We start from the raw sequence: 22,752 nt of genomic DNA, 5'->3' as shown, positions 1-22,752 counted from the left end.
GTCCCGGTGGGTGAAGCGGCGACGGCCGATCAGAGAATCCGGTGGACGAAACGGCGACGGCCACCACGTGCCGGGTGGCAGGCGGTGGCCGTCATGACCGGTCGGACCGCGAACGGTCCCTGAACAGTGCGGTCAGGACGCGGGCGGCGTCGACCCCTCCGGCCCGGGCCCGTTCTCGCGGCGCTTCAGCTCCTCCTCGCGGCGGCGCAGATCCGCCTCCCAGTCCTTGAGGAGCGACTCGTCCTTCTTGTTCTCCTCGCGCAGCGTCTTCAGGAACTCCGGGTTGTCGTCCGGGGCCACCCACTGCGTGCGGTGGTTGCGGTGCCATTCGGACGGCGTACGACCCCCGGCGGGCGCCTTGCGCATCTTGCCCGCGGCCAGCCACACGATCGGTCCCACGATCCAGAACAGGAGGATGATGAAGACCCAGGCGATCTTCGGCAGGTGCTTGGCCTCGTCCTCGGGAGTGTTCAGGCAGTCGATGAACGCGTAGATCGTCAGAGCCAGAGGCAGGAGATACATCAAGGCCCGGAACATGATGGAAGGTCCCCCTGAGGAGCGTTGGCGGGGCTTGTCCGCCCCGGTGTGGGCCCAGGGTAACGGGTGCCGCCGACGGCCCACGGCGAGCGGGCGGAACCGGCGCCGAGCAGGGGCGTGTCACGAGGAGGAGCAGGGCAGCTTCACCGAGGAGGAACTCGCCAAGGCCCGGGCGAAGATCTTCGACGCCGCCGGCGGTGCCCGGCACACGGGCGCCGCGTGAACGAGCACGTCGAGAGTTCGGCCTTTGACGTGTCGGCATGCCGCTTGCGCGGGACGACGGGGCCGTCCCGCCACGATGCCCGCCGGGTCCTCTCGTGCCCGGCTCCGGACCGCTGGTGCCGCCTGCCCGGACCGGCCCACCCCTGGTGATCGGCGGCGGTGATGACAAACTGGACGGCATGGCTTATGACGATCTTCGTTCCCTGCTCCGGGCGCTGGAGCGCGAGGGCGACCTCAAGCGCATCAAGGCCGAGGTCGACCCCTACCTGGAGGTCGGCGAGATCGTCGACCGGGTGAACAAGGCAGGCGGTCCGGCCCTGCTCTTCGAGAACGTCAAGGGGTCCTCGATGCCCCTGGCCATGAACGTCTTCGGGACCGACCGGCGACTGCTCAAGGCGCTCGGGCTGAAGTCGTACGCGGACATCGGGGACAAGATCGGCGGGCTGCTCAAGCCGGAGCTGCCGCACGGCTTCGTTGGGGTGCGCGAGGCGTTCGGGAAGCTCGGCTCGGTGGTGCACCTGCCGCCGAAGAAGGTGAAGACGGAGAACGCCCCGGTCCAGGACGTGGTGCTGACCGGCGACGACGTGGACCTGGACCGGCTGCCCGCGCTCTTCACCTGGCCCGGGGACGGCGGCTCCTTCTTCAACCTGGGGCTCACCCACACCAAGGACCCGGAGAGCGGCGTACGGAACCTGGGCCTCTACCGGCTCCAGCGGCACGACCGCCGCACCATCGGGATGCACTGGCAGATCCACAAGGACAGCCGCAACCACTACCAGGTCGCCGCCCGGCGCGGGGAGCGGCTGCCGGTCGCGATCGCGTTCGGGGCGCCGCCCGCGGTGACGTACGCCTCCACCGCCCCGCTGCCGGGGGACATCGACGAGTACCTGTTCGCCGGGTTCCTCCAGGGCAAGCGGATCGAGATGGTCGACTGCAAGACCGTGCCGCTCCAGGTCCCGGCGCAGGCGGAGGTCGTCCTGGAGGGCTGGCTGGAGCCCGGGAAGATGCTGCCCGAGGGTCCGTTCGGCGACCACACCGGCTTCTACACCCCGCAGGAGCCGTTCCCCGCGCTGACCATCGACTGCGTGACCATGCGGCGGCGTCCGCTGCTCCAGTCGATCGTGGTGGGCCGCCCGCCGACCGAGGACGGGCCGCTGGGACGGGCCACCGAGCGGTTCTTCCTGCCGCTCCTCAAGATCATCGTGCCGGACATCGTGGACTACCACCTGCCGGAGGCGGGCGGGTTCCACAACTGCGCGATCGTCTCGATCGACAAGAAGTACCCGAAGCACGCCCAGAAGGTGATGAGCGCCATCTGGGGGGCGCACATGATGTCGCTGACCAAGCTGATCGTGGTCGTGGACTCCGACTGCGACGTCCACGATCTGCACGAGGTGGCGTGGCGGGCGCTCGGCAACACGGACTACGCGCGCGACCTGACCGTCACCGAGGGCCCGGTCGACCACCTCGACCACGCCTCCTACCAGCAGTTCTGGGGTGGCAAGGCGGGCATCGACGCGACCCGCAAGTGGCCCGAGGAGGGGTACACCCGGGACGGGGGCTGGCCGGAGATGGTCGAGTCGGACCCCGAGACCGCTGCGAAGGTCGACCGCCGGTGGAAGGAATACGGGCTGTGAGCGCCGCCGACGCGACACTGGGCTCGGAGCCCGTACGGCCGAACAACGGCAAGGTCAAGGCGTTCCTGCGGCTCGTGATGATCGAGCACTCGGTCTTCGCGCTGCCCTTCGCGTACATCGCTGCGCTGACCGCGATGTTCCGGGCAGACAAGTCGGTCCACTGGGCGGAGCTGCTGCTCGTCACCGTCGCGATGGTGGGGCTGCGGACGTTCGCGATGGCCTGCAACCGGATCATCGACCGGGAGATCGACGCCCGCAATCCGCGCACCGCGAACCGGGAGCTGGTCACCGGCGCGGTGTCCGTGCGCTCGGCCTGGACGGGGGCGCTCGTCGCCGTCGTGGTCTTCCTGGGCGCCGCCGCCCTGCTGAACCCGCTCTGCCTGGCGCTGGCGCCGGTCGCGGTCGTGCCGATGGTGGTGTACCCGTACGGCAAGCGGTTCACCACCTACCCGCACGCCATCCTCGGCATCGCGCAGGCCATGGGGCCGGTCGGCGCCTGGCTGGCGGTGACCGGCAGTTGGTCGTGGGAGGCGGTGATCCTCGGTCTCGCGGTCGGGATCTGGATCGGCGGCTTCGACCTGATCTTCGCCTGCCAGGACGTGCAGGCGGACCGGGCGCACGGGGTCCGGTCGGTGCCGGCCCGGTTCGGGATCCCGGCGGCGCTGTGGGGGGCGCGGGTCTCCCACGTGGTGACGACCGGGCTGCTGGTCTGGTTCGGCCTGGCCACCGAGGCCGGGGTGCTGTACTGGATCGGCATGGTGATCGTCGCCGTCGCCTTCGTGTACGAGCACCGGGTGGTGCGGCCTCACGACCTGTCCCGGCTGAACCGGGCGTTCTTCTCCGTCAACGGGTTCATCGGGATGGCTCTGTTCGTGTGCGCCCTGCTGGACCTCGTGGTGCGTGGCCTGACGGTGTAACACGGTCGGGCCGCGACCAGGAGGGCTGCGGCCGGCCACCGAGGGCAAGGGCCACTCCGGTCGGCACGCGGAAGGTCGACACGTCCGCGCTTCCCGCCGCCGCGAGTCAGCCGTCACACGTCCGTACTTTCCGTTGCCACGGGGGTCGGCCGTCACAGGCCGGGGCCCGCCGGCCGGTGGCGGGCGTCGCGGCGGACGACGAACGCCGCCGCGATACCTGCGCCCGGCCCGGGCCGGCCATGCGGTTCGGCCATGCGGTCATGTGGTCCCCTGCGCCCGGCCCGGTCCCGGTGTCGCCGGTGATTCGGTCCATCCTTCAACCGTCTTCCGTCGGTCGGAACGCCCGACGCCCCTTGCTCGGTTCCGGTGCCGTGCGGCCGGATAGGCTCGGGGGCGTGGAATCCGGGATTTCAGTGAGTCAGCAGCGGCGAGAGCCTTGGATCGTAGGGGTTTCCGGCGCTTCGGGCACCCCTTTCGCCGCTGCCGTGCTGCGCGGTCTGCTGGCCGCGGGGGAGAGCGTGGATCTGGTGGTGAGCCGGGCGTCCCGGCTGACGCTGCTGGACGAGACCGGGATCGCGTTCCGCGACGCGCACTGGCGGGAGGACCTGCGGACCTGGCTGGCGCGGGGGGCGGACGGGAGGCCGCACGCCTTCGACGTGGGCGGGGCGGAGATCGAGCGGGTACGGCACTGGGCGGCCGGTGACCTCGGCGCGGGACCGTCCTCGGGGTCGTACCCGGCGAAGGGGATGCTCATCGTGCCGGCCTCGACGGCGTGCGTGGCCGGGGTGGCGCTCGGGCTGTCGAAGGATCTGCTCCAGCGGGCCGCGAGCGTGACGCTCAAGGAGCGGCGGAAGCTGGTCGTCGCCGTGCGGGAGACCCCGCTGAACGGGCAGACGCTGAGGCATCTGGTGAGCCTGGACGAGGCGGGCGCCGTGGTGCTGCCCGCCTCTCCGGGCTTCTACGCGGGGGCGACGCACATCCAGGATCTGGTGGACTTCGTCGCGGGGCGGGCACTGGACGCGGCGGGGGTGCCGCACGACCTGTACCGCCGGTGGGAGGGGGAACTCGGAAGTGGCTCCCGCGGCACGTCGCACTAGGGCGTGTTTCGAAAGTCCCGCCTGGCCCGCGAAGTCCGGGCGAGTCCGCCGAGCCCCGGGGTCAGCGCTTCTTCGGAGCGCGTGCGGTGCGGGTGCGGTCGATGCGGCGCGCGGCGGCGGGCTGGTGGGCACGCGAGCGGTTGGCCAGGTCCTGAAGCTCGCGCATACGGGCGTAGGCCATCTCGATCGAGTACACGGTGTTCTCACTCCTGAAGATTCGAAAGCGTTTTTTGGACGTTCGAGAGATTTTGCAGGCGGGTGAGCCTGCATGCCTTAGATTCTACACGTAAACTCGCGATACTGCTGAACAATGGAAGGTTTCAGTCATATGGACGCGGTGGACAGACAGCTCATCCAGGCACTCAGGGAGAACGGCAGGGCCTCGTACGCCGAGCTGGGACGGCTGGTGGGCCTCTCCGGGCCCAGCGTCACCGACCGCATCAACCGGCTGGAATCCGCCGGGGTCATCACCGGGTACCGCGCCACCGTCGACGCGGCGGCCCTCGGGCTCGGAGTCACGGCCCTGATCGGCATCTCGCTCTCCGACGCGGCCGATCACGAGGACGTGGCGCGCCGGCTGAAGGACCTCGCGGAGATCGAGGACGCGTGGTTCATCGCGGGCGACGACTCGTACATGCTCAAGGTGCGGGTCGGTGACGTCGACGGACTGGAGCGGACCATCCGCCGGCTCAGCGGCACGAAGGGTGTCTCGCGCACCCGTACCACGATCGTGCTCTCCACCAAGTGGGAGAACCGGGTCGGGGAACTCCCCGAAGAGGTGTAGGCGTAACGTGGTGGAACCCCCGGGCACCCGGGGGTTTCGCCCGGTACCGCCGCGAGGTCCCCGGTACGGGGGAGGCCCGGTACGCCGGGGAGGGATTCCCGGCGTCGCCGGGAACGGCACAGCGCGTCGACAATTGGGAGGCAGGCCGCATGGACGTCGGGCTCAAGCGCGAACTGGAGGAGAAGGTCCGCGCGGGGGAGCGGCTGACCCGTGAGGACGGCATCGCCCTCTACGAGTCGGACGACCTGGCCTGGCTCGGTGGCCTCGCCCACGAGGTGCGCACCCGCAAGAACGGTGACGTGGTCCACTTCAACGTCAACCGGCACCTCAACATGACCAATGTGTGCACGGCCTCGTGCGCCTACTGCTCGTTCCAGCGCAAGCCGGGCGAGAAGGACGCGTACACCATGCGCATCGAGGAGGCGGTCCGGCTCGCGAAGGCGATGGAGGGCGAGAACCTCACCGAGCTGCACATCGTCAACGGTCTGCACCCCACCCTGCCGTGGCGCTACTACCCGCGCTCGCTCAGCGCGCTGAAGGAGGCCCTGCCGCAGGTCTCCCTCAAGGCGTTCACCGCCACCGAGATCCACCACTTCGAGACCATCTCCAAACTCTCCGCCTCCGAGATCCTCGACGAGCTGATCGAGGCCGGTCTGGAGTCGCTGACCGGCGGCGGTGCGGAGATCTTCGACTGGGAGGTCCGCCGGCACATCGTGGACCACGACACCCACTGGGAGGACTGGTCGCGCATCCACCGCCTGGCGCACGAGAAGGGGCTCAAGACCCCGGCGACCATGCTGTACGGGCACATCGAGGAGCCCCGGCACCGCGTCGACCACGTGCTGCGGCTGCGTGAGCTCCAGGACGAGACGGGCGGCTTCCAGGTCTTCATCCCGCTGCGCTACCAGCACGACTTCGTGGACATGAAGGACGGCAAGGTCCGCAACCGGCTCCAGGCGCGCACGACGATGGCGACCGGTGCCGAGGCGCTGAAGACCTTCGCGGTCTCGCGGCTGCTGTTCGACAACGTCCCGCACGTCAAGGTCTTCTGGGTGATGCACGGTGTGCAGACCGCCCAGCTCGCGCTCCAGCACGGCGCGGACGACATGGACGGCTCGGTCGTCGAGTACAAGATCACGCACGACGCGGACAACTACGGCACGCCGAACAAGCTCAGCCGCGAGGACCTGCTCGACCTGATCCGCGACGCGGGCTTCCGGCCCGTCGAGCGCAACACCCGGTACGAGATCATTCGCGAGTACCCGGGCCCGGACGCCGAGCGGCGCGAGTCGCCGCAGCCGATGCGCGTCTGAGGCCCCTGTTCCGATTCCGATGAGCGGTGAGAGAGCCCCGGCCAGCCCACGGCCGGGGCTCTCTCACGTGCCGGACGCGGTGTGAGGCGCGGTGGAGGTAATGACTAATCGGCCCTTATGGTGCTTACTTTCGAGTTGGATCCCCAGGTCGACCGCACCCTGCGGGACGGCATCACCGAGCTGTGGACCGACGTCTCCAACGCGGGCGGCTCGGGGCGACGCGTCCGGGTGTTGTAGTCGGGACGGACTGCTGTCTGCCATCGGTGAACACCACCCCGAGCGGGCGCAACGGTCAATACCGTTCAGTCGCATGACGACGGTCACAACCCGTACGGTCGAATACCCGGCCGACAACCTGACGATGATCGGATACCTTGCGCTCCCGGCCGGTGCCGAGCGCCGACCCGCAGTCCTGATCGGACCCGAGGGGGTGGGGCTCAGCGATGTCGAGCGCCGCCGGGCCGAGGCTCTGGCCGAGGTGGGGTACGTGGCGCTGGCTTTCGACCTCCACGGTGGACGCTATTTGGAAGACCCGGAGGAAATGTTGGCCCGTTGCATGCCGCTGCTCGCCGACCCCGACCGGATGCGAGGAATCGGTCACGCCGCGCTCGACGTGTTGCGTGCCGAACCACGGGCCGACCCCGAGCGGATCGCCGCCGTCGGCTACGGCACCGGGGGTGCAGTCGCACTGGAACTCGGTCGCGATGGTGTCGATCTGCGCGCGATTGGGACAGTCAACGCACTCACCACGGGCCGACCGGGCGAGGCGGCACGCATTCGCTGCCCGGTATGGGCCGGGGTCGGGTCGGAAGACCCGATCATGCCGCCCGCCCAACGGGAGGCGTTCACCGCAGAGATGGAGGCCGCGGGCGTCGACTGGCGCCTCGTGGTTTACGGGGGAGCCCTTCACGCCTTCCACCATCCATCGGTCGACCACACCGTGCGTCCCGGCGTCGGCTACCACCCACGGCACGCACAGCGAGCCTGGCGTGACGTCGTCGCTCTGCTCGCCGAGTGCCTGCCCGTCACGGACTGATCCGATCGGCTCCTGATCATCACTCCTGCCCGCCGTCGTCGTCTTCGTCCAGGTGATGCCCCGCTTGAAGCCGAAGTGCTTCGGCGACGGTGCCGCGTTCGCGGTCCGGACGGGGACGACGAACCGCAGGCCGTCCACGGAGGCGAGCAGCCCGTCGCCCCAGAACCGCACGCGACCCCTCCGGCGTCTTGAGCGTCGCCCCCCACTCGCCCGGCAACGCCGGGTCAGCGCGGCGGGCGGCACCCGCGACCGTGGCGTGCAGCCGCTTCTCCGCAACCTTCCGGGCCTCCGACACCTGCCGGGCCAGCACGCTCACCCCCGGCAGCAGCACCCGGTGACGGCGCAGCCAGTCCCCCGCCTGGTCGAACAGAGCCACCGGCCCCTCGGCATGCGTCCACGCCCGCCCGTGCACGAACGTGCGAAACCGCGGCCGACGCCTTTGGCATGGCCCTCCGAAGTGCTCGATTCCGGGGCATGCTTCACTGGTCGGGCAGGATCGCAGGACCGTCGTACGTCGAGAGAGAGGCCACTTGTGTCCGCTTCCAGGCCGAGCGCGACCATTCGGTACACCGCGATGCGCCTCAGCATCTTCGTCGGCTGCCTCGTCGTCGCAGCCGTGGCCGTCCACTTCGGCCTGTTTCCTTCCGGAGTCGACGACTCCAACGTCTTCTGGGTGATCCTCCTCGCCCTGATCCTGTCCGCGCCGCTCAGCTACGTGCTGCTGCGCAAGCAGCGCGACGAGATGTCCGCCCAGATCGCGTCCAGGGTCGACCGGGCCAAGCGGCGCCTCGAGGAGAACCGCACCCGCGAGGACAACGCCGCTTCGTGACGTCGTAAGGTTCCTCACACTTCCCGGGCCCTTTCGCGGAACCCCGGTGCCGGAGCACGCTGCTCCGGCACCGGGGTTCCGCCGTTCCCGCGTACGCGGGGCGGGTGTTCGCGTACGCGGGCGGGCGCCCGGCCCCGTGTCCGAACCCAAAGAAGACCTTTGAGGTTCTCAAAGTTCAAGTGTTAACGTGATGGGCATGAAGACAGCGGTACGCCCTCACGAAGCCGCGAGCGTCCCGCTCGTGGGGCGGCTGCATGTTGATCTCTGCCGCTGCATGTCCGCGGTCTGTCGGCCGTCACGCATGAACGCGGTCTGTTGCCGCAGCCTCTGAACAGCGTTCGAACCGGCACCATGCAGCGGCGCCGCCCCGACGCGGGCGCCGCACCCCCCGTCCCCGTACAACGTCCTGCCGCACAGCGTCCCCGTGCGCCCCGATGCGTCACATCTGGAGTGTGTCCGTGTCCGCGACCCCCGCGTCCGCCGCCGCGACCGACAGCCCGTCAGGCTCCGGTTCCGGCTTCCGCATACCCAAGGTCCCCTTCTGGGCCCAGATAGTCGCCGGCCTCGTCCTCGGCGTCGTCCTCGGGTGGATCGCCCGCAGGTACGACGTCGACTGGCTCCACGCCACGCTCGACCAGGTCGGCCACATCTTCGTCCAGCTTCTGAAGCTGGCCGTCGCGCCGCTCGTCTTCTTCGCGATCCTGGTTTCGATCACCAACCTGCGCAAGGTCAACAACGCCGCCCGGCTGGCCACCCGCACCCTGCTCTGGTTCATGATCACGTCGCTGATCGCGGTCGCGATCGGCCTCGTGATCGGCCTGGTGACCAACCCGGGTGCCGGGACCGGCCTCACGCCGAAGGACGGCAAGCTGCCGGAGCACGCCGGATCCTGGCTCGACTTCCTCACCGGCATCATCCCGAGCGACGTGATCACCCCGTTCACCGAACTGAACGTGCTCCAGATCGTGTTCATGGCCGCCGTCGCCGGTATCGCCGCGCTCAAGCTCGGTGAGAAGGCCCAGCCGATCCTCACCCTCAGCGAGTCCGTCCTGGAACTCCTCCAGAAGGCCCTGTGGTGGGTCATCCGGCTCGCCCCCCTCGGCACCGTCGGCCTCATCGGCTACGCGATCGCGGACTACGGCTGGGACCTGATCGGCAAGTACGCGACGTTCACCGTCGACGTCTACGTCGGCTGCGCCCTGGTGCTGTTCGGTGTGTACCCGCTGCTGCTCGCCACGGTCGCCAAGCTCAGCCCGCTCCAGTTCTTCAAGGGCGCCTGGCCGGCGATCCAGCTGGCCTTCGTCTCCCGCTCCTCGGTCGGCACGATGCCGGTCACCCAGAAGGTCACCGAGCGCCTCGGCGTCCCGAAGGAGTACGCGTCCTTCTCGGTCCCGTTCGGCGCGACCACCAAGATGGACGGCTGCGCCGCCATCTACCCGGCGCTCGCGGCGATCTTCATCGCGCAGATCTTCGACGTGCAGCTGAACGTCGGTGACTACGTCCTGATCGCGTTCGTTTCGGTGATCGGTTCGGCGGCCACCGCCGGTCTCACCGGCGCGACGGTCATGCTGACCCTGACGCTGTCGACGCTGGGCCTCCCGCTGGAGGGCGTCGGTCTGCTCATGGCCATCGACCCGATCCTGGACATGGTGCGGACTGCCACGAACGTCGCCGGTCAGGCGCTGGTCCCGGTGATCGTCTCGGCGCGCGAGAAGATCCTCGACCACGAGGCGTACGCCACGGCCTCGTCCTCCCTGGGCGACGGCTCCGGCGGCGCCGACGGTTCCGGCGACTATGAGGCGCGCGACGCCGAGCCGCAGCGCGTGCCGGTCACCGCGTAGCCGACGATCGCTTGCCGCGCGCGGGTCTTTCCTGCGCCCATGGGCCTCTCCTCCGGTCGGGGAGAGGCCCGCAGCGTTGTGCGGGGCGGGTACGGCGGTCGTCGCGGCCAGACACCGCGGTGCGGGCCGGGTGCCGCGGTCAGGGCTGCTGGAAGACGACCTCCGGGTTGGTCGGTGTGGGGCCGCCCAGGAGCGGCTGGTGCCGGCCCTTCAGCTGCAGGCCGAGGAAGGCCGCGACATAGTCACGGGTGATCCGGACCGAGCGGGCCCGGGAGAGCGGGCCGTCGGGATCCGCGGGCGGACCGAACTGTTCGGCGAGGGGGTCCGTGAAGCCGAAGTGCCGCTCCGGGCCCAGTCCAGGGCCCACTTTGGGCCCAGGACTGGGTCCTGTGGGTCTACTGCGGAACAAGGACGTCCGGCACGCTTGCCCCGTTCCACACATCGACGCCACCCCCCACATCCGGATCCCGACTCGGAGGACATCCGCGCATGCGCACGCGCTCGATACGTATTGCCCTGTTGGGCCTGGTGGCCCTGGTCGCGGGACTGCTGACCGCGACCCCCGCCGCAGCGGCCCCCAACTTCAAGGCACCGTTCCCCTGTGGCCAGACCTGGACCTACGGCCACCACTCGGCGGAGGTCAGACAGGCCCTCGACTTCATACGCACCGACGGCGGCGCCACGGCCGGCTCCCCCGTCCTCGCCTCGTCCGGCGGGACCGCATACCGCTACTCCCAGCCCAGCGGGGCGGGCAACTACATCGTCATCGATCACGGCGGCGGCTGGAAGACCTACTACTTCCACCTCGCCTCGTACTCCGTCGCCGACGGCGCGTCCGTGTCGCAGGGGCAGCAGATCGGCACCACCGGTTCCACCGGCAACAGCAGCGGCGCCCACATCCACTACGAGCAGCTGTACAACGGGGTCGGGCAGCCCATCGCGATCAACGGCCAGTCCCTGGCGCCGTATCCCGGCTCCTACCACAGCAAGTACCTGACCAGCGACAACGGTTGTAGCGGCGGCGGCACCGGCAAGTACTGGGTGGACACCTTCTCCAACGCCACGGGATACGCGGCCCCCAACACGTCCGACCCGCAGGGCATCCTCAACGCGGGGACGAACTACGTGTACTGCAAGGTGTGGGGAGCCCAGGTCGGTTCCGGCTCCAGCTACAACCACTGGTGGCTGAAGACCGACCTGGACACGGTGTACTCGGGCAAGAACGGACGCGGCGCGTACGTCTCGGCGTACTACCTGTCCCGCTGGGGGAACGACGAGGCCCGTGACAACAACGGCACGGTGATTCCCAACTGCTGATGGCGGGCCGCGCATCCGCCCGGGCGACGCCGCGCGTCCCGGGCGCATGCGCGGCCCCTCCCGTACGGGTGGACGTCCCGGAAGCCCGGGCGTCCCGTGAAGCCCGGGCGCCCCGGAAGCCCGGACGCCGCGCAGGCCCCGTCGGTAGGCTCGAAACATGAGCGAAGGGGTGGACCGCCGTTCCGGCTGGGCGGCGACGCGCGCGTGGGTGGAGAAGACCCTCGCGCCGGGCGAACGCATCAAGGGCGTCGAGCAGTTGCGCGGCGGCTGGACCTCGTGGATGCGCCGACTGGACGTCGCCGGACCGCACGGTGCGCGGGCGCTCGCGCTGCGGTCCTTCGTCAAGCCGTTCTACGTACGGCACGCCCCGGGGCTGCTCACCCGCGAGGCGGACGTCCTGAGGCTGCTGGCGGACGGCACCGATGTCCCGGCCGCGCGGCTGGTGGCCGTCGACGCCATGGCCGAACACTGCGACCACCCCTCGCTGTTGATGACCCTGCTGCCCGGCCGGGTCCGGGTCGACGACGCCGGGGCGCAGGAGCGTATCGGGCTGCTGGCACGACAGCTGGCCGACATCCATGCGGTACGGGTGACGGACACGACCCGGCCGCGCGCGTACCAGGCGTGGACCGCGCCGGACCGGGTCCACGTGCCCCCGGCGACCGGGCGGGCGGGACTCTGGCGGGCGGCGGTCGACGTCATCCGCCGTGAGCCGCCGTCGTACGTGCCGCGATTCCTGCACCGCGACTTCCACCCGGGCAACGTGCTTTTCACCGACGCCGGGGCGGACCACGCCGGGGTGGACCGCGGCGGGCGCGACAGCGGTGGGGCGCAGCTCCGGATCAGCGGGGTCGTCGACTGGGTCGAGACCTCGTGGGGCCCCGCCGACCTGGACGTCGCCCACTGCTCGACGGCCCTGGCGCTGCTGCACGGCGTACCGGCCGGCGTGAGCTTCGCCGGTCAATACACGCGTGCGGGCGGGCGGTTGGCGGACGACGACGCGGACCACCTGTACTGGCGGCTGCTGGACGCACTCGCCTACGCGCCGGACGCGGAGAAGCTCGCGGCTCCGTGGCGGGAACTCGGACGGACCGATCTCACCCCCGACGTGCTCGCGGCACGCCTGGAAGACTACGTCGCGTGCCTGTTCGGCCGGTTCGGCTGATCCGTACGCTCCTCGCGCCCGCGTTCCGGTCGCGAAGTGAGCCCGGGCACGCCGCGATCGCGGCCTCGGTCAACACGCCCGAGCGGCGCATGGTGTCCACCTGCGTACCCTTCAACGGGTCGCCCGGCCCGTACGCCGGGAGCCCGCGGCGCACAGCACGACGTGCGCCCTGTGGCCCCGGCGTATCCGAACCCCGAGGGCGACGCGGACACCGAACGCGATGCCCGTGGCGGCGGAGCCGTCGCGTCAGGGGCGTGACGTCGGCGGTGTGACGTCGGCCGGGGGCCGTACCGACTCGGCTTCGGCAGCGGGTGGTGCGTCAGTGAGCCACCGGGAGTTCGACGCGCACCGTGAGTCCGCCCCGGGGGAGCGCGGCCGCGGTGACCGTGCCGTGGTGGGCCGAGGTGATCGAGCGGACGATGGCCAGGCCGAGACCGTGGCCCGAGCGGTCACTGCCGACCCGTGGCCGCACCCGGTAGAAGGGCTCGAAGAGCCGGCCCACCACGGCCTCGTCCACCTGTGGGCCGGTGTTCTCGACCTCCAGAACCACCGTCGTGTCCCGTTCCCGGAAGACGGCGAGGTGGACGGAGCCGTTGTCGGGGATGTTGTGGTCGAGGGCGTTGTCGAGGAGGTTGAGGACCAACTGCCGCAGCAGGGTGGCGTTTCCGGCGATCTCGCAGGTCCCGTGGGCCGTGCAGTCGTCTTCGCTGTCCACGTCGAGGCGGATGCCGAGCTCCGCCGCCCGCTCGGAGCGCTCGGCTGCGGCCCGATCCGTCAGCTCGGCAAGGTCCACCGGGTCGGGGTCGAAGGCAGCGTGGTCGGCGCCCGCCAGGTCGAGCAGGGCGCGGACCACGCTGATGTTGCGCTCGTTGGTCTCCCGCAGCATGAGGGCGAGTTCGGCGAACTCCGCACCGCTGGGGTTGTCACCGGCGATCTGGAGGGCGGCCCGGGTGGTGGCCAGCGGTGTGAGCAACTCGTGCGAGGCGTTGGCGGCGAATCGCTGGTGCGCGGCGAAGGACTCCTCAAGGCGGGCCAGCATCGTGTCGAAGGTGTCGGCCAGTTGCTTGAGCTCGTCCTCGGGGCCTTCGGCGTCGATGCGGTCCCGCAGGTTGCCGTCCGCCACTTTCGCCGCGGCTTCGCTGATGGTGTGCAGGGGGGTGAGCAGCCGTTTGGAGAGCAGCCAGCCTGCGCCGAGGCCGACCGTCATCACCAGGAGCACACCGCCGGCGGACACCAGCAGGACCGTGTTCCAGACGTCCTCCTTGCTGGAGACGTCGCCGAGGTTCCTGGTCTTCGTGCCCGGCTGGAGGCCGGGTCCGGGGCTGCGGGTTGCCCAGGGCTGCGGGCTTGGACCTTGCCGTGGCCCGACCGCGGCTTCGGTGGCCGTGGAGCCGGGCGGGACGATGACGGTCCTACTGAAGTCGTACGTGGGCAGGTAGCGCATCCCGGTGTAGATGATGACGACCATCAGCGCGGCGCATCCCCCGAGCGCGGTTCCGAAGCCGAGGAACAGCCGGGCATGGATGCTCAGGGTCCGGGGCCGCATGTGGAAGCGGTACGTCACTCGGTCCCCAGGTAGTAGCCGGCGCTGATCGCGGTGTGCACCAGCTGGGGTTCGCCGAGTTTCTTGCGCAGGGTGTGCACCACCAGGCGCACGGCGTTGGTGAACGGGTCGGCGTACGCGTCCCAAGCCTTGTCCAGGAGGTACTCGGCGCTCAGCACTCCGCCGTCGGCGCGCATCAGCAGCTCCAGGACCGCGATTTCCTTGGGGGCGAGGCGGACCTCGGCGCCCGCGCGGGTGACCTGGCGGCGGTGCGTGTCCAGGCGCAGGTCGGCGAAGGTGAGGACGGGGCCGTGGGTCATGGGGCTGCGGCGGTACAGGGCACGCAGCCGGGCGATGAGTTCGGGGAAGTCGAAGGGTTTGGCGAGATAGTCGTCGGCGCCCAGGCCCAGGCCCTCGACCTTGTCGCCCAGGCGTGCGGCAGCGGTCAGCATCAGGATCCGGCAGCCGACGTCCATGGCGACGATCCGGCGGCACACCTCGTCGCCGTGCACGCCGGGCAGATCGCGGTCCAGGACGACCACGTCGTAGTCGTAGACGGTGAACCGCTCCAGGGCGCTCGCCCCGTCATGCACGACGTCGACCGCGATGGCCTCCCGGCGCAGTCCTATTGCCAGGATCTGCGCCATGTTCCGCTCGTCCTCGACCACCAGCACCCGCACGCGCGACAACCTTTTCTTTTCATGAATTCAGCACGGTGTTCTTGGTGCGCCGCCACTGATAGCGGTCCTGTACCGGGTCTGTCTTATCAAACAGTGGATTTGATTCGTGTATGAGAGGGCCGGGCGTCTCATACACCCCTCAAAACACCGCCTTCCTAGCGTGGTGTTCATGAATCTGTTCAAGAGAGCCTGGTGGCGGCTGTGGGCCCATCTGGGCAAGACGGTGATGCTCGTCGGCCTGTTCTTCGTCATCTGCACCCTGGTCCTGTCCGGGTTCCTGATCCAGTCCGCCGCGGCCCGCGCCGCCGACTCGGCCAAGGGCAGCGTGGGAGTAGTGGCCACGATGCAGCTGGACGTGAACGCGCTGATCAACTCGGGCGGGGCGTCGGAGAGCAACGGTGGCCGGCCCGGCATCATCGGCGCGAAGGGCGACCTGCACAGCAAGCTCGTGGACGAGATCTGCACGTCGTCGGTCGTGGCGCAGTGCAACTACACCGTGGACAGTGCCGCGGCCCCCACCGGCAAGGTCAAGCTCCATCAGCCCATTCCGGCGCCGGTCGGGCAGGACACCATGGGCACGGACCTCTTCAGGGCGTCCGGTGTCCGGGACCTGGACTCGGTCAAGGAGTTCCACCATGGCGACTCGGAGATCATCTCTGGTTCCGGGCTCAAGCGGGACAGCAAGAGCGACATGGCCGTCATCGAAGAGCGGGTCGCCAAGGACAACCGCCTCGAGGTCGGCGACAAGATCAAGCTCAGGGTGGGTGAGATCGACCCCCAGAAGGGCGGCATGAGCACCGAGGAGGTCGAGTTCACCGTCGGTGGCATCTACAAGAACAGCATCGCCGACACGGGCTCGTACGTACCGGCGATGGCCGACCCCTCGAACCAGATCTACGTCACCCCGGAGGGCGCGACACGGCTGCTGGGCAAGGAACCGACCGCCGGCGGAGCAGCTCTCAGGGAGGCCACCTTCACCCTGCGCAATCCGGACGACCTGGGCAAGCTGAAGGACGATGCGAAGGCAGCCGGCGCCGACCTAGAGATCTTCCCGCTGTCCGTCAACGACAAGCAGTACAAGACCCTGGTCGGCCCGATCAACGAGACGGCGGACTTCGCCTCCCTCACGGTCTGGCTGGTCGCGGTCGCGGGCACCGTCATCCTCGCCCTGATCATCGCCTCGAACATGCGCGAGCGCCGCAAGGAGATGGGCATTCTGCTCTCGTTGGGCGAAAAGAAGCCCAAGCTGCTCGGCCAGCACCTGGTGGAAGTGGTCGCCTGCGCGGCCCTGGCGATCGGCTTCGCCGCCGCCGGCAGCCAGGCCATCGCCCAGGGCATCGGCGACCAGTTGCTCTCCAGCCAGGTCTCCTCCGCCGAGGACTCCTCCGCCGACCAGGGCCCCCAGCAGGACCTCTCCGACCCCAACGGGCTCACGAAGGAGGAGGCCCCGCAGGCCAAGCCCATCGACTCGATGGACATCAGGCTGGGCGCGGGCGACATCGGCGCGGTCGGCGCCACCGGCCTCGGCATCGCTGCCCTGGCCACCATCGTCCCCGGCACCCGCATCCTCCGCCTCAACCCGCGCGACATCCTCACGAAGGGCGACTGACGTGACCACACCGATCCTCCACCTCTCCGGTGTCAGCCGCACCTACCAGTCCGGCAACAGCCGCCGCACTGTCCTCAAAGACCTCAGCTACTCGTTCGAAGAGGGCCGGATGTACTCCGTCATCGGCCCCTCCGGCAGCGGTAAGACGACCCTCCTCTCGCTCGCCAGCGGCCTCGACTCGCCCACCAGGGGCAGCGTCCACTTCAGGGGCGAGGACGTTGCCCGGATCGGCCTCGGCCGCTACCGCAACCGCCATGTGGCCACGGTCTTCCAGTCGTTGAACCTGCTCACCTACATGACCGCCGTCCAGAACATCACCTCCGCCATGGAGATCACCGGGGCGAAGGGCGTCGACAAGAAGAAACGCGCCACCGAACTCCTCGGACTGCTCGGCATCGACCAGGCCGACCAGCACCGCCGCACACTGGAACTGTCCGGCGGCCAGCAACAGCGCGTCGCCATCGCCCGTGCTCTCGCCTGCGAGGTCGACATCCTCTTCGCCGACGAGCCCACGGGCAGCCTCGACCAGGTCACCGCCGACGGGATCATCGAGGTGTTCCGCAAGCTGGCGCACGACGAAGGCAAGTGCGTCATCCTGGTAACCCACTCCCGCGAGGTCGCGGACGCCTCCGACGAAGTGATCCAACTGAAGCGGGGCAAGCTGATGACGATCTGAGCCGGCCCACCGGCAGACCGATGGGCGGCTGCCTCCCTGAGGGCCGGGACCGCACCCGACCCCTTGTCTGATGGGCTATCAGATACGACGATGGCCCCCGCCCGTTAAATGACGGAGCATCAGATGATCTCGGGGAGGAGGCCGTTCGGTGCCGATCACGACCACCGGGCCGCTGTCGTACGGAATGCAGCTCCCGATCCAGTCGCAGAGCGCGATCTTCGCGGAGGGGTGGGAGGCGGCGGCGACCCCGGCCGACCTCGCCGAGATCGCCCGCACCGCCGACCGCACCGGCTTCGCCTATCTGGCGAGCTGCGACCACGTGGCGATCCCGCGACGGCTCGCCGATGCCATGGGGACCGTCTGGTACGACCCGGTCGCCACCCTCGCCTTTCTCGCCGGGATCACCGAGCGGGTGCTGTTGATGAGCCATGTGGCCGTCGTCGGGCTGCGGCATCCGCTGGTTACCGCCAAGCAGTACGCCACCCTCGACCACCTCTGCGGCGGCCGGCTGATCCTCGGGGTCGGGGCGGGGCACGTGCCGGAGGAGTTCCGGGTGCTCGGCGCCGACTTCGAGGGGCGGGGCGGGCTGCTCGACGAGACCGTCGACGCGCTCAGGGCGGCGCTCGGGCCGGAGGAGTACCCGGAGTTCGCGGGGGAGCGGTACGCCTTCTCGGGGCTGGGGCAGCTGCCGCGTCCGGCGCAGGGGCGGGTGCCCGTCTGGGTGGGCGGCTCCTCGCCCGCGGCCGTGCGCCGGGCGGCGGTGCGGGGCGACGGCTGGCTGCCGCAGGGCGACCCCCGGGACCGGCTGCCCGCGCAGATCGCCCGTCTGAAGGAACTGCGCGAGGCGGCCGGGATCGATGAACCGATCGTCGTCGGGGCGATCACCGAGCCGCTGTACGTCGGCGATCCGGGGTGGTCCGTCGGTCGGCGCACCCTCACCGGGAGCCCGCAGGCTCTCGCCGAGTCGCTGCGCGCGTACGCGGCCATGGGCGTCCACCAGATCCAGGTGCGGTTCCGCAGCCGGAGCCGCGACGAACTGACCGACCAGATGGCGGCGTTCGCCGCCGAGGTCGCGCCCCATCTCGACCGGTAGTGCCGTCTCGTCTCGACAGGTAATGCCGTCCCATCTCGGCAGGCGGTGCTGTCTCGTCCCGACCGGTGGCGACACCCGTCTCGGCAGGCAGTGCCGTCTTGTCCCGATCGGTGGTGCCACCCCGCTCGACAGGTGGTGCCGCTTCATCTCGACAGGTAGCGCGACAGGCAGGAGGACTCGGACATGGGCAAGCTGGACGGGCGGACCGTGCTGATCAGCGGCGCGGCGCGCGGGCAGGGCGAACAGGAGGCACGGCTCTTCGTCGCGGAGGGCGCGCGGGTCGTGATCGCTGACGTGCTCGACGAGCAGGGCGAGGCGCTGGCCGGGGAGCTGCGCGAGAAGCACGGGGAGGGCGCCGCACGCTTCGTCCACCTGGACGTGGGCGTGGAGGACGAGTGGCGGGCCGCGGTGGCGGCCGCGAAGGACGCGTACGGGAGGATCGACGGACTGGTCAACAACGCGGGCATCCTCCGGTTCAACGAACTGGTGAGCACGCCGCTGGAGGAGTTCCAGCAGGTCGTCCAGGTCAACCAGGTGGGGGCGTTCCTCGGGATCAAGCACGTCGTGCCCGAGATCGAGGCCGCGGGCGGCGGGACCGTCGTCAACACCGCGTCGTACACGGGGCTCACCGGCATGGCGTTCGTGGGCGCCTACGCCGCCACCAAGCACGCGGTCCTCGGGCTGACCCGGGTGGCGGCGATGGAGTTGGCCGCCAAGAACATACGGGTCAACGCCGTCTGCCCCGGCGCCGTGGACACCGCCATGACCAATCCGGCGGCCCTGGACCCGGACGCGGACCCGGAGGAGACCGCGGCGGCGGTGGCCGAGCTGTACCGGAAGCTGGTGCCGATGGGGCGGATCGGCAGGCCGCAGGAGGTGGCGGCGTTGGCACTCTTCCTGACCTCGGACGACTCCTCGTACATCACCGGGCAGCCGTTCGTCATCGACGGCGGGTGGCTGGCGGGCGTCAGCCCCTTCTGAGCGGGCTCCGGGGAGAATATCTGACGGAGCATCAGGTATTGACGGGTGCGGGAGGCGGTGGAACAGTCGGACGCATCACGATCTGACGATGTGTCAGAAAAGTCAGGGCGACTGAGGACGGTGAACCCCCTTGGAATTCGGGCTCTTTGTACAGGGGTACGTGCCCGCCGCGCGGGCCAGGATCGACCCCGAGGCAGAGCACAAGGCACTGATCGAGGAGACCGAGTACGTCATCCAGGCGGACAAGTCCGGCTTCAAGTACGCCTGGGCCTCCGAGCACCACTTCCTGGAGGAGTACTCGCACCTCTCGGCCAACGACGTGTACCTGGGCTACCTCGCGCACGCCACCGACCGCATCCACCTCGGATCCGGCATCTTCAACCCGCTCGCCCCCGTCAACCACCCGGTCAAGGTGGCCGAGAAGGTCGCCATGCTCGACCATCTGTCCGAGGGTCGCTTCGAGTTCGGCTCCGGGCGCGGGGCGGGCAGCCACGAGATCCTGGGCTTCATGCCGGGCATCACCGACATGAACCACACCAAGGAACTCTGGGAGGAGACCATCGCGGAGTTCCCCAAGATGTGGCTCCAGGACGAGTACGCCGGCTTCCAGGGCAAGCACTGGTCACTGCCGCCGCGCAAGGTCCTGCCCAAGCCGTACGGGACATCGCACCCGGCGATGTGGTACGCGGCGGGGTCGCCGTCCTCGTACGCCATGGCGGGGAAGAAGGGGCTCGGCGTGCTGGGCTTCAGCGTGCAGAAGGTCTCCGACATGGAGTGGGTCGTCGAGTCCTACAAGACGGCTGTCAAGGAGGCCGAACCCGTCGGGGCCTTCGTCAACGACAACGTCATGGTCACCTCCACCGCCATCTGCGCCGAGACGCACGCCAAGGCCGTCGAGATCGCGGTGGGCGGCGGGCTCAACTACCTCCAGTCGCTGCTGTTCCGCTACCACGACACGTTCCCCCGGCCGGAGGGCATTCCGGAGTGGCCCGAGCTGCTGCCGGAGTACACCGAGGAGATCATCGAGCTGCTGATCGCCGAGGAGCTGATGATCTGCGGCGACCCGGACGAGGTGCTGCGGCAGTGCAAGCGGTGGGAGCAGGCGGGCGCCGACCAGCTGAGCTTCGGGCTGCCGATCGGCATCAGTCGCGAGGACACGCTGAACTCGATCCGGCTGATCGGTGAGCACGTGATCCCGAAGATCGACACGGACCCGGTGCACCGGACTTCGCGGTTCCGGGCGGCGGCGGGGAAGTAGACGCCGGGCGGGGCACGGCGGGGACGCGGACCCCGGACAGGGCACGGCGGGGCAGTAGCCCCCCGGCGGGGCACAGTGGGGGCGCGGGCCCGGGGGCGGGCGCGGGTGCGTCCGCGGCGGGTCCGCTCCCGGTCTGCGCCGCCCCTCCCGTGACCGGGCCCCGCCCCCGGCCCGGCTCCTCGATCGCCGGAGGGGCCGGACGAGACCAGCGGCGTCTTCCCGGACCGCCGCCGGGGGAGCCGGGGTGCGCGCCGCGGCCGTGCGCACCCCGGCCGCACACCCCGCGGCACCCCGGCCGCCCGTCCACGTCCCGGCCGCCCGTCCACGTCCCGGGCCCCGCGCACGTCCCGGGCCTCGCGCCGGCCCGCCCACGTACCCGTTCCGGCCACGTACCCGTTCCGGGCGCCGCGCCGCGCCGCCCACGTACCCGTACCTGCGGTTGGAAACACGGAAGGGAATCCCGTCATGCTCGACCACCTCATCCGCGGAGCGACCGTCGTGGACGGCACCGGCGGCCCCTCGTACCGCGCCGACGTCGGCATCCGCAACGGCCGCATCGCCGCCGTCGGCGAACCGGGCACCCTCACCGAGGAGGCCGTCACCAGCGAGGACGCCACCGGTCTGGTCCTCGCCCCCGGCTTCGTCGACCCGCACACCCACTACGACGCCCAGCTCTTCTGGGACCCGTACGCCACCCCGTCCATGAACCACGGCGTCACCACCGTCGTCGGCGGCAACTGCGGGTTCACCCTCGCCCCGCTCCATCCCGGACGCCCGGAGGACGCCGACTACACCCGCCGCATGATGGCGCGGGTGGAGGGCATGGCCCTCGCGGCGCTGGAGGAGGGTGTCGACTGGTCCTGGTCCAGCTTCCGCGAGTACCTCGACGCACTCGAAGGGCGGATCGCCGTCAACGCCGGGTTCATGGTCGGCCACTGCGCCCTGCGCAGGCACGTCATGGGCGCCGACGCCACCGGCGGGCAGCCCACCCCCGCGCAGCTCGACGCCATGCTCGCGCTGCTCCACGACGCCATGGACGCCGGGGCCTGGGGGCTGTCCACCACCCAGTCCTCCACCCACTCCGACGGCGACGGGAAACCGGTCGCCTCCCGGCACGCGCTCCCCGAGGAACTCCTCGCCCTCGCCCGCGCGGTCGGAGAACACGAGGGCACCCAGCTCGAAGCGATCGTGGCGGGCTGCCTCGACCAGTTCTCCGACGAGGAGATCGACCTCCTCGTCGACCTGACCGCCGCCGCCGGGCGCCCGCTGAACTGGAACGTCCTCACCATCGACGCCGCCGTGCCCGAACGCGTGCCCCGCCAGCTCGTCCCCAGCGAACGCGCCCGCCGGGCCGGGGGGCGGATCGTCGCGCTCACCATGCCGATCCTCACGCCCATGAACATGTCGCTGGGCACGTTCTGCGCCCTCAACCTCATACCCGGCTGGGGCGAGATCCTGGCCCTGCCCGTTCCCGAGCGCGTCGAACGGCTCCGCGACCCCGCCACCCGTGCCGAGATGCTGCGCCGCGCCGACAGCAAGGAGGCGGGCGTCTTCCGCCGCCTCGCCGACTTCGGCCGGTACGTCATCGGGGACACCTACAGCGCCGCGAACGAAGGACTGACCGGCCGGGTCGTCGGCGACATCGCCGCCGAACGCGGTCAGGACGCCTTCCACTGCCTCGTCGAGATCTGCGCCAACGACGACCTGCGCACCGTGCTGTGGCCCATGCCCACCGACAACGACCCGGCCTCGTGGGAGCTGCGGCGGCAGACCTGGGCGCACGAGGACGTCCTGCTCGGCGGCTCCGACGCGGGCGCCCACCTGGACCGCATGTGCGGCGCGCCGTACACCACGCGCTTCCTCGGGGACTGTCTGCGTCGGCGCAAGCTCGTACCCCTGGAGCAGGCGGTCAGGATGCTCACCGACGACCCGGCCCGGCTGTTCGGGCTGCGCGAGCGGGGCCGGATCGAGGAGGGCTTCCACGCCGATCTCGTTCTCTTCGACCCCGAACGCGTCGACGCCGGACCCGCCACCCTCGTCCACGACCTGCCCGGCGACAGCCCCCGCCTCGATTCCAGGGCCATCGGCATCGTGTCGGTCCGCGTCAACGGGGTCGAGACCCTGCGCGACGACAAGGTGACCGGCGCGGTCCCCGGTACGGTGCTCCGCTCCGGCCGTGACACCCGGACGGTGAGCACCGCATGAGCGACGGAAATG

Annotated in this window: 22 protein-coding genes and 2 pseudogenes; 17 read left to right on the top strand and 7 right to left on the bottom strand. The window is 70.1% G+C overall.

The features are described 5' to 3' along the window. Positions 1–132 precede the first annotated feature (132 nt). Positions 133–537, bottom strand: coding sequence for a PLD nuclease N-terminal domain-containing protein (locus ACGF2V_RS15285; RefSeq protein WP_362621666.1), 405 nt, complete (start codon positions 535–537; stop codon positions 133–135). A 34-nt stretch (positions 538–571) separates the two neighbouring features. On the opposite strand from ACGF2V_RS15285, the gene ACGF2V_RS15280 reads away from it, so the two are divergent. The 4 genes from ACGF2V_RS15280 to ACGF2V_RS15265 all read left to right on the top strand — a co-directional run bounded on the left by ACGF2V_RS15280 (position 572) and on the right by ACGF2V_RS15265 (position 4,410). Further along, the gene (locus tag ACGF2V_RS15280) at positions 572–760 is read left to right on the top strand and encodes a hypothetical protein (protein ID WP_362705989.1); all 189 of its coding nucleotides are present in this window, start codon (positions 572–574) and stop codon (positions 758–760) included. A gap of 178 nt (positions 761–938) precedes the next feature. After that, positions 939–2,396, top strand: coding sequence for a menaquinone biosynthesis decarboxylase (locus ACGF2V_RS15275; RefSeq protein ID WP_362621664.1), 1,458 nt, complete (start codon positions 939–941; stop codon positions 2,394–2,396). Beyond that, the gene (gene mqnP, locus ACGF2V_RS15270) at positions 2,393–3,313 is read left to right on the top strand and encodes a menaquinone biosynthesis prenyltransferase MqnP (RefSeq protein WP_362621662.1); all 921 of its coding nucleotides are present in this window, start codon (positions 2,393–2,395) and stop codon (positions 3,311–3,313) included. The genes ACGF2V_RS15275 and mqnP overlap by 4 nt, the downstream gene beginning before the upstream one ends. Before the next feature lie 413 nt (positions 3,314–3,726). Continuing rightward, the gene (locus ACGF2V_RS15265) at positions 3,727–4,410 is read left to right on the top strand and encodes a UbiX family flavin prenyltransferase (protein ID WP_362621771.1); all 684 of its coding nucleotides are present in this window, start codon (positions 3,727–3,729) and stop codon (positions 4,408–4,410) included. A gap of 61 nt (positions 4,411–4,471) precedes the next feature. On the opposite strand, the gene ACGF2V_RS15260 is transcribed toward ACGF2V_RS15265, so the two are convergent. Continuing rightward, on the bottom strand, positions 4,472–4,606 hold the full coding sequence (locus ACGF2V_RS15260) for a hypothetical protein (protein WP_362621660.1): 135 nt from the start codon (positions 4,604–4,606) through the stop codon (positions 4,472–4,474). 132 nt (positions 4,607–4,738) lie between these two features. Here ACGF2V_RS15260 and ACGF2V_RS15255 point away from each other — a divergent pair, with 132 nt between their 5' ends. The 3 genes from ACGF2V_RS15255 to ACGF2V_RS15245 all read left to right on the top strand — a co-directional run bounded on the left by ACGF2V_RS15255 (position 4,739) and on the right by ACGF2V_RS15245 (position 7,543). Next, on the top strand, positions 4,739–5,194 hold the full coding sequence (locus ACGF2V_RS15255; RefSeq protein ID WP_073787137.1) for an Lrp/AsnC family transcriptional regulator: 456 nt from the start codon (positions 4,739–4,741) through the stop codon (positions 5,192–5,194). 149 nt (positions 5,195–5,343) lie between these two features. Next, a complete protein-coding gene (gene mqnE / locus ACGF2V_RS15250; protein ID WP_362621658.1) occupies positions 5,344–6,507 on the top strand; it encodes an aminofutalosine synthase MqnE in 1,164 nt (387 codons plus the stop codon). 310 nt (positions 6,508–6,817) lie between these two features. Beyond that, positions 6,818–7,543 carry a dienelactone hydrolase family protein gene (locus ACGF2V_RS15245; RefSeq protein WP_362621656.1) on the top strand — a complete coding sequence of 242 codons (726 nt, stop codon included), beginning with the start codon at positions 6,818–6,820 and terminating at the stop codon, positions 7,541–7,543. A gap of 48 nt (positions 7,544–7,591) precedes the next feature. Here the strand turns inward: ACGF2V_RS15245 and ACGF2V_RS15240 are convergent. Together ACGF2V_RS15240 and ACGF2V_RS15235 are read right to left on the bottom strand one after the other, a co-directional pair. Continuing rightward, a pseudogene (locus ACGF2V_RS15240) lies at positions 7,592–7,705 on the bottom strand (Tn3 family transposase); the annotation flags it as partial. Between the two features lie 7 nt (positions 7,706–7,712). Next, positions 7,713–7,970 (bottom strand): annotated as a pseudogene (locus ACGF2V_RS15235) (DUF4158 domain-containing protein); the annotation flags it as partial. A 105-nt stretch (positions 7,971–8,075) separates the two neighbouring features. Here ACGF2V_RS15235 and ACGF2V_RS15230 point away from each other — a divergent pair. Continuing rightward, on the top strand, positions 8,076–8,372 hold the full coding sequence (locus ACGF2V_RS15230) for a DUF4229 domain-containing protein (RefSeq protein ID WP_362621654.1): 297 nt from the start codon (positions 8,076–8,078) through the stop codon (positions 8,370–8,372). 458 nt (positions 8,373–8,830) lie between these two features. Further along, positions 8,831–10,213, top strand: a complete 1,383-nt coding sequence (locus tag ACGF2V_RS15225; protein ID WP_362705991.1) for a dicarboxylate/amino acid:cation symporter — start codon at positions 8,831–8,833, stop codon at positions 10,211–10,213. Positions 10,214–10,352: 139 nt separating this feature from the next. Here the strand turns inward: ACGF2V_RS15225 and ACGF2V_RS15220 are convergent, their stop codons facing one another. Continuing rightward, positions 10,353–10,580, bottom strand: coding sequence for a hypothetical protein (locus tag ACGF2V_RS15220; RefSeq protein WP_362621650.1), 228 nt, complete (start codon positions 10,578–10,580; stop codon positions 10,353–10,355). A gap of 122 nt (positions 10,581–10,702) precedes the next feature. On the opposite strand from ACGF2V_RS15220, the gene ACGF2V_RS15215 reads away from it, so the two are divergent. Further along, positions 10,703–11,530, top strand: coding sequence for a M23 family metallopeptidase (locus tag ACGF2V_RS15215; RefSeq protein WP_362621648.1), 828 nt, complete (start codon positions 10,703–10,705; stop codon positions 11,528–11,530). 157 nt (positions 11,531–11,687) lie between these two features. After that, positions 11,688–12,695, top strand: a complete 1,008-nt coding sequence (locus ACGF2V_RS15210; protein ID WP_362705994.1) for an aminoglycoside phosphotransferase family protein — start codon at positions 11,688–11,690, stop codon at positions 12,693–12,695. 319 nt (positions 12,696–13,014) lie between these two features. On the opposite strand, the gene ACGF2V_RS15205 is transcribed toward ACGF2V_RS15210, so the two are convergent. Both ACGF2V_RS15205 and ACGF2V_RS15200 read right to left on the bottom strand, forming a co-directional pair. Next, complete coding sequence (locus ACGF2V_RS15205) at positions 13,015–14,241, bottom strand: HAMP domain-containing sensor histidine kinase (protein ID WP_362705996.1); 1,227 nt, start codon at positions 14,239–14,241, stop codon at positions 13,015–13,017. Between the two features lie 14 nt (positions 14,242–14,255). Next, positions 14,256–14,918: a response regulator transcription factor gene (locus ACGF2V_RS15200; protein ID WP_362705998.1), complete on the bottom strand. Its 663-nt coding sequence runs from the start codon at positions 14,916–14,918 to the stop codon at positions 14,256–14,258. Positions 14,919–15,087: 169 nt separating this feature from the next. Between ACGF2V_RS15200 and ACGF2V_RS15195 the strand changes: the two genes are divergently transcribed. From ACGF2V_RS15195 to ACGF2V_RS15170, 6 genes are all read left to right on the top strand, one after another. After that, complete coding sequence (locus tag ACGF2V_RS15195) at positions 15,088–16,527, top strand: ABC transporter permease (protein WP_362706001.1); 1,440 nt, start codon at positions 15,088–15,090, stop codon at positions 16,525–16,527. Position 16,528: 1 nt separating this feature from the next. Further along, positions 16,529–17,203 (top strand): ABC transporter ATP-binding protein, encoded by a 675-nt coding sequence (locus ACGF2V_RS15190; protein WP_362706004.1) that lies wholly within the window; start codon positions 16,529–16,531, stop codon positions 17,201–17,203. Between the two features lie 184 nt (positions 17,204–17,387). Beyond that, positions 17,388–18,296, top strand: coding sequence for a TIGR03619 family F420-dependent LLM class oxidoreductase (locus tag ACGF2V_RS15185; protein ID WP_392912266.1), 909 nt, complete (start codon positions 17,388–17,390; stop codon positions 18,294–18,296). A gap of 183 nt (positions 18,297–18,479) precedes the next feature. After that, positions 18,480–19,277 (top strand): SDR family NAD(P)-dependent oxidoreductase, encoded by a 798-nt coding sequence (locus tag ACGF2V_RS15180; RefSeq protein WP_362621635.1) that lies wholly within the window; start codon positions 18,480–18,482, stop codon positions 19,275–19,277. A 130-nt stretch (positions 19,278–19,407) separates the two neighbouring features. Continuing rightward, positions 19,408–20,535 carry an LLM class flavin-dependent oxidoreductase gene (locus ACGF2V_RS15175; protein WP_362621633.1) on the top strand — a complete coding sequence of 376 codons (1,128 nt, stop codon included), beginning with the start codon at positions 19,408–19,410 and terminating at the stop codon, positions 20,533–20,535. Between the two features lie 465 nt (positions 20,536–21,000). Then, the gene (locus ACGF2V_RS15170; protein WP_362706008.1) at positions 21,001–22,740 is read left to right on the top strand and encodes a D-aminoacylase; all 1,740 of its coding nucleotides are present in this window, start codon (positions 21,001–21,003) and stop codon (positions 22,738–22,740) included. Positions 22,741–22,752 lie beyond the last annotated feature (12 nt).

The organism is Streptomyces sp. NPDC047982 (genome assembly GCF_043204165.1).
Taxonomy (GTDB): Bacteria; Actinomycetota; Actinomycetes; order Streptomycetales; family Streptomycetaceae; genus Streptomyces.
This window is presented reverse-complemented; position numbering and strand designations above follow the sequence as displayed.